The sequence below is a fragment of the Rheinheimera soli genome, from assembly GCF_021290985.1.
Classification (GTDB): Bacteria; Pseudomonadota; Gammaproteobacteria; order Enterobacterales; family Alteromonadaceae; genus Pararheinheimera; species Pararheinheimera soli.
In genome coordinates this window covers 1-7991 of sequence record NZ_JAJOYU010000056.1, presented here as the reverse complement: position 1 = coordinate 7991, position 7991 = coordinate 1, and the positions used below count along the sequence as shown (strand labels likewise).

Here is a 7991-nt window from a genome sequence, read left to right as displayed (position 1 = left end):
CAGGTGCCGTGTCCATTGTGCAATCAGGCGTTCCACTGCAGCCAAAAACTGCCAATAACAACGAAAAAACTGTCCATCGATATGTAAGTTGCATAAGTTCCCTGTTACTTCAAACGGCCGCATGCTGTGATGTGTTTGCAACCTTAATTTGTTAACCGAAAGCGTGCTCACCAATGAAACCAATGATGGCTAACGCACCAGCACTGATCATGAACAAATCAGAAACCTGGTGCCTCTTGCTTGTCGTATTTCTCTGAAAGGCTTTGGACAAGGGCAAAAATAATTTTTCCGGAGCCAGCCCTAATGAAATGATTGCAAGTATGCCTGCGATACTCACGACAAACCCAAACTCAAAAGCATTGACCTCATCTATTTCTATCAATGTGTCCAGCAAAGCAGCTGCACATAAACACAAGAAAATAAAGGATACGATTTTATACTTCAGTGTATTCCCTGACATCAGAACTCCATTAGCGCTATACGGCTTTAAAAAGAATCAACAAGCATTTGAACTACAGCAGTTCAAGATGGCCCCTGTCGCATATGAGGCGTATTATCAGATATTTTTATGACTCAGTTTTGACCATTGCTGCACAGTGCCAAAAGCAAATAAGCCACCAAGAAACAAACAGATACCAGAACTTACGAGCCAAAAAGTGAAACTATTTTCCGGAAACATTGGCATTAAACCAACAAAGGCAACACCTCGAAGCAAAAATATGCCACTGATGAGAACCAAAGCCAACCTCGTTAGCGGTAAAGGCTTAATAGCCCCCGAACCTGACAGGCCATAACATGCCCAGATAAAGAGTATGACCGCGATGATAGATGTGACGATTGTCGGATACCAAAGCCCTTGTTCTGCCATGTGAGCCATCTGTTCACCAGCGCCAAAGAAACGATACCAGTCTGCGCCGAACACTATGCAGCCAATATGAGCAAGCGCAGCCAGAACGCAACATAGCGCTGCAATAAGAAGGTATTTATTACTGCCAGAATTCACTTTTCCTCCTTGAAACTCTGACGCCCATCATAAACGCGGGCAATATGTTACGAGTCGAGTTGAAAACAGAACTCAAATGGCGATCACTAGCTTAAAAAGCGCCGACCCAGTTTCCCATAGTTTATGCTGTTCATTTTTCGCTAACAGAGCGCACTTAGTCATGCTTTTCCCTTATAGCATTTGATCATAAACTCATGAGTGCAACCATGTGATCGTCGTCACAATCACAGACCTTTAATAACACTGCTGGTTATACTTCATGCTTATTTAATTGCTTTTTAAGGTATTTTAAAAAAGTTTTCTGAGCAAGATGATGGTGCAGCATCACAGCAATTAAAATACCTGTGCCCTGTATCAGCATTCCAATAATGGTTTGCTCTATGTTCAGTAGCCTTGGCAGTTGCATTAGCAAAACGGCTAATCCAATAGAGAAAACGAAAAGCAGTGCACTCCATACCCAAAACGAAGTTGTTTTATAGGCATCTTTCTTCGCTTGTGTAATAACTCGCCGAGCCTCTTCCGGCGAAAACCCATCTAATTGTTTAAATTTGAAACACTCAAACATTCTTGAACCTCCGATAAACACGGTGCAACAAAGAGCACAATACGCTTGCACACAGATGAGCAGCCTCATGCACAAACGATCTGGTGTTATTCCATCCGCTTTAATGGTTTTTTATCAGTCAATTCTCTCAATGGTAAAGTATTTTCTTCTGACCTCTTTTGAGTACAGTATGAAAAGAGCTGTACTCGACAGAACTAGCATCCCAAGGAGTAGTAAGGTCGTTATGTCGCCTTTTCTGATGATGTCAGGACCAAGTATCGCCGCCGGGATCAGAGCTCCGCTGGAATAAATTGTTACTGCCACTTTGTAACGCCAATGGGATGGAGCAATCTTACGAAACATGGTCTTGCATTTAGGACAGCCAAAACTCTTGTCTGGTTCTTTCCAGTTTTCACAATAGGCGTCGTGATCGGTAAATTCAGTGTGACACAAGCTACATTGGTACATTTTAGTCATAAAGAGCACTCCATTACTCCTCACATCGTCAGTAGCGGCCGACAAGCCGCGCCTTTAAAGGCATGTAACACCTGCATTGAGCCCGGAAAACAGCGCAACGGGTCGACGTTGCGGTCAGTGCTTCCATTGGCGATAACATTTGCGTGTTACAACCCACTTTTATCCATCTTATTAAATTCACGAGATATGAAAAACCACATAAATAACCCCCAGAGCACACCGCCTGCAGGGAACAGAATTAAAGCAATAAAGATACTTTCGGTAAAAGGTATCCTGTCTATAAAATGCATAATGGCTGACCAAAGAATCGCTGTCGGTAGCCCCCAGCCCAGCACTCCATGCTTTAAAACATAAGGCCATTTACCCTTCGCAACGAGTGCCTTTAGCTTTTCTGATTTTTGTTGTGTCATAAACCTAACCATTCAAAGTTACTACGCCAAGCTCTGCCGACACCTGAGCGGTCGACTGGAGCGCCTTGCTCTGCACTGCAGTGTTCTTTTGCAGCGCCTATGTAAAAAACTGCTCGATGGTTAACGACAACACCTGCAGCCTTAAATCCGAGTATATCTCTGCTTGTTCGTATTCATCAGCCATAGCTATTTCACACATGAACACTACAACAATCACGAGAGCCTTAATGAATTGCACTGATTTTTCCATGACGTAAAACGCCTAAACAGGAACCTTCGGGGGCGCGAGCAACGTGTTGGGGTTCAGCCGCAAAACGGCGTTTTACTGGATCAGCACAGATCGAGTTTTCGCTGCTTTGCAAAAACAAATTTACTCATCCTTTATTCCGACAGTCTATCGACTTTTCGTTCAAGCTCTTGAACCCGTAATTGAAGCGCTTCCACCTTAAGCTCAAGGCTCTTACGGGTTTTGCCATTTTTTAAATGAGCCCTTATCCAATCAGGTAATTCAAATAACTCAATTAAAAACATCATGACTACTATTGCCGCAAGAAAACTCACCATCTCCCACATGTTTGAACTCCATCTATTTAAGTGTCGAAACTATGAAAAAACTATGAATACAGCGGCTCCACATGCAGGCGCTTGTGAGCGTCACAGCGGCCACTTGTTAGGCGTTTGAAATTTCACGCAAAATTCTCTCAATTTCCGGCCTTGTATACTTAAGTTCAGGCTCAATGCTGCGATCATCATTTTGATGAAAATACTCGCCAGAATCGAATGCCAAATATACTGAGTAGGCTGGTTCGGATAGTGAGTTTCCGGTCAAACCGAGATAATGATCGCTGACCATAAATCCATAGACGTTATTTGCAACAGCATCTGCGAATGGGTAATCAATCTTTTTTTCGTAATATTGGGTGGCGGTGGTTACCATAACGTCGTTGCAAAATTCAACAAAGCCGATGTTTTCTTTGGAGCAGTAATGCAAAGCTTCATCTAGCGTAAGCTCCATGTCCCCAAGTTTTTTGAATAGGTGCTCGAATTTCAAGCTTTGCTACTCCTAATTTCCCGCGCAAGCGCGAGCAACTTGTTGCAAGTCCAGCGCCCAACAGGCGCGTTTTTGATGGCGATTGTTATAAGCTGGTCTCAATTTTTAAGTACTTTTCTTTACCTAATGAAATGTAATACAGCGGCAGAAATACAGCCTTAAAAAAGTTAGACGCAAATGAGTTCTTCACTACAATTTTGCCTGAACCAATATCACACACCTGAAACTCAGGACTGGAACACCAATCAATTACAGCCTTCAGCGTTTTACTACCTTCAGGCAGAGTTATTGTTTGTGTTGTGCCACGCCTTATAACGGCTATTTCTTTACCGTCCACCAGTAAATGATAGTCACGGGCCATATCTGCAAATTGCTTTGGTCTTATTACTTCGATTTCCATTACAACCACCTTGGGTATTGAACGTCCGGCGCAAGCGCGAACTTGTGAGCGTCGCTGCAGCCGAATACTACAAATGATGTGGTTTGTTAGCTTTCATGTTTTATCTCTAACTTTGCATTATCAAATAAGGTCACAAAACCCTTTTCTTCTGATAGCTTTAAGAAAATTGACAAACCTATTTCAGTCACCTCACTGGGGAACTTCTCGAAATCGGTTGTCACTGAAAAATTAAAACTTCCAGATTGTGCATCTCGGATAATTTGTTGTGTTGTCATAAAGTTTTTCATCGCTTCATCTGCGAGCCTAAGGGTGTACTCAGTTTTTCCCGCTGACGTTGAGAATAAACCCTCCGTTGGCTTAATCTTAAGTTCATCAAGTAGAAGCAAGGGAAACTTAAATTCTCTCGAGCCTTTTTCAGTGGTTAATACAAGAGTCAATTGCGCGCTCTCAATATCGGCTCGGACAGGCTCATCCACTTGTATTTTTGCTCTAAGGTCTTGAGGCTGTATTTTTAACAAGTCATCTTTACCAAAAGAACCAAATTCGAGCATGGTGCCTAATGGCACGCTAGCACAGCTGCTTAATAAAATGACGAATACAATAACAACAAATTTTCTCACTTTGACTATCCTTGTTTTGAAATCCAACGCCCGGCACACCCGCGAGCAACTTGTTACAAGTCTAGCGCCCAACTGACGCGTTTATGCTGGCGCTTGTTAAAAGTATGATGTAAAAATAACACCAGACTCGCTTTTAAAAAACCATGCTCATGCATCTTTATCTTTTGAAGTCAGACGCTTGAAACCAACATACAGACCATAAAACAACATTGTGAATAAGCCGACAAATATGGCTCTATACCAATCTGTTTCACTAATCCCGTGAACTAATGTTTGGTAAGTTGCCGAACCCAATCCAGCACCAATACCGCAGAATATAATACTTTTCATATCGACGACTCCTTCCTTGATGATAAGTGTTTACAAAGCTTTGCCAATTGGCTGCCACAGCGTAGTGTGCAGTCTAGTGGAGGCCAAGCTGTTTGTAGCAGGAACGAAATTAAGCAACTAGTTAGCAGTTTCTACCACTACCAGCCCTCCAAATGTGTGCCAAGCTCCTTCCCCCTGGCTGCTTCATCTTTGCTCAGGAAAGCTTCGAGAGCTTCTGGCTTTCTTAAACTAAGCCTATGAAATAACACATTCGTCAGAAAGTATATAAGCCACAGAAAAACAAGAAAAAATGCAAACAAGCCAACTTTTTCGCTGAATTGAAGATCTTTGTCAAAGTAGACTAGTGGCACACCGATAATTGAGACAAGCCAAGTCATATGAATGAAAGAAACTTTAGCTGCAAGCAGCAAGACTTTCGTAGAGTACATCGTGTTCCTCTGATCTTCCGTGAAACTTCTAACGCCGCAATAATTTGCTGCAAGGAGCACAGCGTATTGCAGTCAAGTTGCTCGCTTTGTTATAGGCGTGACCAATTAAGAACGCCTGTTTTATGGTTAAAAAATACATAAATTGGATCACAATCGTCATCGCCAACCACAAGCTCTTTGCATGATTGGGAATATTTGTACCCATCAATCTCTTCACCAAACATTTCAAGATGCATCTCTTTTGTAGCAGCATTTCCAGAAGACAGCTTAGGCGAGAGGCCGCAAATAGCGTCTTGACGTGATGACTGACCAACTCCAAAAGTCAACACAGATTTCTTATTGTTAGAAGATGCTACGACGCTAAGGTCAAAGTCTTGTTCTGAGACATTTATAGTCAAATTCTCTGGAATTCCATCGCAATCAATATCTATTGAGAAATTATCGTTGCCTGCGACTGCAATAGTTGATAATGCAAGAAAAATAGATGCGATCCATATCTTCATTTTGAGCCTATAACTACCAAATTTAGCGCGGAAAACCGCGCAGCGGGTTGACGTCGCAGCCAGCTTTTTTTGCTGGCGATAGAATTTGTTTGTTATGCGCCTTGCTCACAATTCCACTTAATACCATAATTAGGTATCTTTTGGTATCCGGAGAACTACACATGGCCAAGAACACAAGCATAACTATTGGAGAACACTTTGAGGGCTTTATTGCAAGCCAGATCCAAAGTGGGCGTTACGGTTCAGCGAGCGAAGTCATTCGCTCAGCGCTACGCTTACTCGAAGACCAAGAAACCAAACTTAACTCACTTCGTCAACTACTTGTCGAAGGCGAACAAAGCGGTGACGCAGAATATGACCTCGATAGCTTTATCAATGAACTTGATAGTGAAAACTCTCGATGAAGCCATTTAATCTCACCGTTGCTGCTAAAACCGATTTGCGAGATATCGCATTATTTACCCAGCGTCGCTGGGGAAAAGAGCAACGAAATATCTATTTAAGACAATTTGATGATTCATTTTGGCTTTTAGCAGAAAACCCCGACATCGGTAAAACATGCGATGAAATCAGAATCGGATATCGTAAATTTCCTCAAGGTAGCCACGTCATCTTTTATCAACAAACCGGCAGTCAACAAATTAAAATAATCCGTATTCTTCATAAAAGTATGGATGTTAATCCGGTACTTGGCGCATAACGCCCGCTTAAGGGGCAGCCAACGCTACTACCAACTTACTGCATAACACCGTAATCACAAAAACCAACGCATAGTAAAAATGCCGCACGTTGGCTGTCCCTCTTGAAGCGTTTGTTATGTGAATTTGAGCCTAGTGAGCTAACCATTTACAAGGCTCCAGGCTCATTTCGGTAAATTTTGCTGTAAACGATGATTCTGAAGGACTACACGCATAAACTCCAAAACTGACCACTTTTTGTGTCGGCAAAGGGGGATTACATTTACCCATTTCTATCGTAGTCTCTCCCAACTGATGTAAGTGAAAGATACGCATTTGGTTGAAAACCAAGCCATCAAACGAGGATTCGATAAGAAAATCTGGCCCTCTACGACTTAAACGATACCAAATATCTTTAGGAAGCGGGATATCGGTGGTTGCCCAATCTGAATACCCTAAATTTGTAACTACACTACCCAGCCTAGAAAATAATTGATTTTCGTACTCTATCGAAGCTTTAAACCAATTCTCATTATCGAGATAAATGATCAATCCACATTGATCAAACAGCTCTTGATAAGTAAAACTTACCTTAGCTGTAAATGTGAAATTATCTTTTGAATCAATCAATAATGCAGGGGCATTTTCATTACGAAATCCATAATAAGAACGTTGCCAAAAATCGGTTTTCGGCTCGGTTGCTATCGAAACAAACTCTGAAGTGACTTCACTGACTTTCGGTTCAGAAATCCACTTCCCAGAAGTAAAATTTACCATTACCAATCTCTTTGTTGTCCACAAAACCCAAATATTCACATAACTTCCAAAGCAGCGGCCGAGCGTAGCGAGTCCAGCAGCCGAAGGCTGCGTGCTTCCGGGCCTTGTTATGCGCTGTTGTTAATTTCATCGATAATTTTCTTAACAAACTCAATGCCTAAAGATTGATTGAGCCAGATTTTATATTTGCCATTCTCTGACTTATTTGCATGACTCACAGCTATAACCACTAAGCCATATTGCTCTACGAATAAATCCTCTAGCTCGTCGTAATCGTTAAAGTCAGCAACTTCGACAAAGATACCAAAACTGTCTTCTCCGACTCGAACATCGTATTTCGGCATATCCTGGCTCATAACTGCTCACGCATAACGCCCAAATTTAGCGCGGAAAGCCGCGCAGCGGGTTGACGTCGCAGCCAGCGCTTTTTGCTGGCGATAATATTTGTTTGTTATGTGACGATTGCAAAAGCAACCACCACAAAACAGATTAATAAAGCCCACGGGAATGGCGATGCCCACCAGCTTAAGTTTTTTGAACTCTCAGCTTTGGCACTCTGCCGCCAACGCTCTTTTGATTCTTCAGTTTGTTTATAGCGTTCTCTAAGCTGCGGCCCCGGAAAAATATACACTGCTATTCCAAAAAATATTGCGTACCAGCCAGCATCTGAAAATTTTGGCAAAAAGGCCAATATCAATACCCCAACAATCAGTAATACGCTGCCGATGATGATGTCATTCTTAGTTGGTAGTTTCATCTTATCGAGTCACA

Annotated in this window: 16 protein-coding genes; 2 read left to right on the top strand and 14 right to left on the bottom strand. The window is 42.2% G+C overall.

Going from position 1 to position 7991, the window contains the following annotated elements; genetic code table 11:
• Window positions 1–151: 151 nt before the first annotated feature.
• From LSG37_RS20720 to LSG37_RS20670, 11 genes are all read right to left on the bottom strand, one after another.
• Window positions 152–460 (bottom strand): hypothetical protein, encoded by a 309-nt coding sequence (locus LSG37_RS20720; protein WP_233081912.1) that lies wholly within the window; start codon window positions 458–460, stop codon window positions 152–154.
• Between the two features lie 96 nt (window positions 461–556).
• On the bottom strand, window positions 557–1003 hold the full coding sequence (locus LSG37_RS20715; protein ID WP_233081911.1) for a hypothetical protein: 447 nt from the start codon (window positions 1001–1003) through the stop codon (window positions 557–559).
• A gap of 250 nt (window positions 1004–1253) precedes the next feature.
• Window positions 1254–1568, bottom strand: coding sequence for a hypothetical protein (locus LSG37_RS20710; protein ID WP_233081910.1), 315 nt, complete (start codon window positions 1566–1568; stop codon window positions 1254–1256).
• 602 nt (window positions 1569–2170) lie between these two features.
• Window positions 2171–2434 carry a hypothetical protein gene (locus LSG37_RS20705; RefSeq protein WP_233081909.1) on the bottom strand — a complete coding sequence of 88 codons (264 nt, stop codon included), beginning with the start codon at window positions 2432–2434 and terminating at the stop codon, window positions 2171–2173.
• A 381-nt stretch (window positions 2435–2815) separates the two neighbouring features.
• Window positions 2816–3007, bottom strand: a complete 192-nt coding sequence (locus tag LSG37_RS20700) for a hypothetical protein (protein ID WP_233081908.1) — start codon at window positions 3005–3007, stop codon at window positions 2816–2818.
• Window positions 3008–3104: 97 nt separating this feature from the next.
• Complete coding sequence (locus tag LSG37_RS20695; protein WP_233081907.1) at window positions 3105–3485, bottom strand: hypothetical protein; 381 nt, start codon at window positions 3483–3485, stop codon at window positions 3105–3107.
• Between the two features lie 85 nt (window positions 3486–3570).
• Window positions 3571–3885 carry a hypothetical protein gene (locus tag LSG37_RS20690; RefSeq protein ID WP_233081906.1) on the bottom strand — a complete coding sequence of 105 codons (315 nt, stop codon included), beginning with the start codon at window positions 3883–3885 and terminating at the stop codon, window positions 3571–3573.
• Between the two features lie 86 nt (window positions 3886–3971).
• Entirely contained in the window at window positions 3972–4505 is a 534-nt protein-coding gene (locus tag LSG37_RS20685) for a hypothetical protein (RefSeq protein ID WP_233081905.1), read from the bottom strand.
• Between the two features lie 147 nt (window positions 4506–4652).
• Complete coding sequence (locus LSG37_RS20680) at window positions 4653–4835, bottom strand: hypothetical protein (RefSeq protein ID WP_233081904.1); 183 nt, start codon at window positions 4833–4835, stop codon at window positions 4653–4655.
• Between the two features lie 137 nt (window positions 4836–4972).
• Window positions 4973–5263, bottom strand: coding sequence for a hypothetical protein (locus LSG37_RS20675; RefSeq protein WP_233081903.1), 291 nt, complete (start codon window positions 5261–5263; stop codon window positions 4973–4975).
• Between the two features lie 89 nt (window positions 5264–5352).
• A complete protein-coding gene (locus tag LSG37_RS20670; RefSeq protein ID WP_233081902.1) occupies window positions 5353–5766 on the bottom strand; it encodes a hypothetical protein in 414 nt (137 codons plus the stop codon).
• A 161-nt stretch (window positions 5767–5927) separates the two neighbouring features.
• Here LSG37_RS20670 and LSG37_RS20665 point away from each other — a divergent pair, with 161 nt between their 5' ends.
• Together LSG37_RS20665 and LSG37_RS20660 are read left to right on the top strand one after the other, a co-directional pair.
• Window positions 5928–6170: a type II toxin-antitoxin system ParD family antitoxin gene (locus LSG37_RS20665; protein ID WP_233081901.1), complete on the top strand. Its 243-nt coding sequence runs from the start codon at window positions 5928–5930 to the stop codon at window positions 6168–6170.
• On the top strand, window positions 6167–6466 hold the full coding sequence (locus LSG37_RS20660; protein ID WP_233081900.1) for a type II toxin-antitoxin system RelE/ParE family toxin: 300 nt from the start codon (window positions 6167–6169) through the stop codon (window positions 6464–6466). The genes LSG37_RS20665 and LSG37_RS20660 overlap by 4 nt, the downstream gene beginning before the upstream one ends.
• A 130-nt stretch (window positions 6467–6596) precedes the next feature.
• On the opposite strand, the gene LSG37_RS20655 is transcribed toward LSG37_RS20660, so the two are convergent.
• The 3 genes from LSG37_RS20655 to LSG37_RS20645 form a co-directional block, all read right to left on the bottom strand.
• A complete protein-coding gene (locus LSG37_RS20655; RefSeq protein ID WP_233081899.1) occupies window positions 6597–7220 on the bottom strand; it encodes a DUF1349 domain-containing protein in 624 nt (207 codons plus the stop codon).
• A gap of 107 nt (window positions 7221–7327) precedes the next feature.
• On the bottom strand, window positions 7328–7576 hold the full coding sequence (locus LSG37_RS20650) for a hypothetical protein (RefSeq protein ID WP_233081898.1): 249 nt from the start codon (window positions 7574–7576) through the stop codon (window positions 7328–7330).
• Between the two features lie 95 nt (window positions 7577–7671).
• Complete coding sequence (locus tag LSG37_RS20645; RefSeq protein WP_233081897.1) at window positions 7672–7977, bottom strand: hypothetical protein; 306 nt, start codon at window positions 7975–7977, stop codon at window positions 7672–7674.
• Window positions 7978–7991 lie beyond the last annotated feature (14 nt).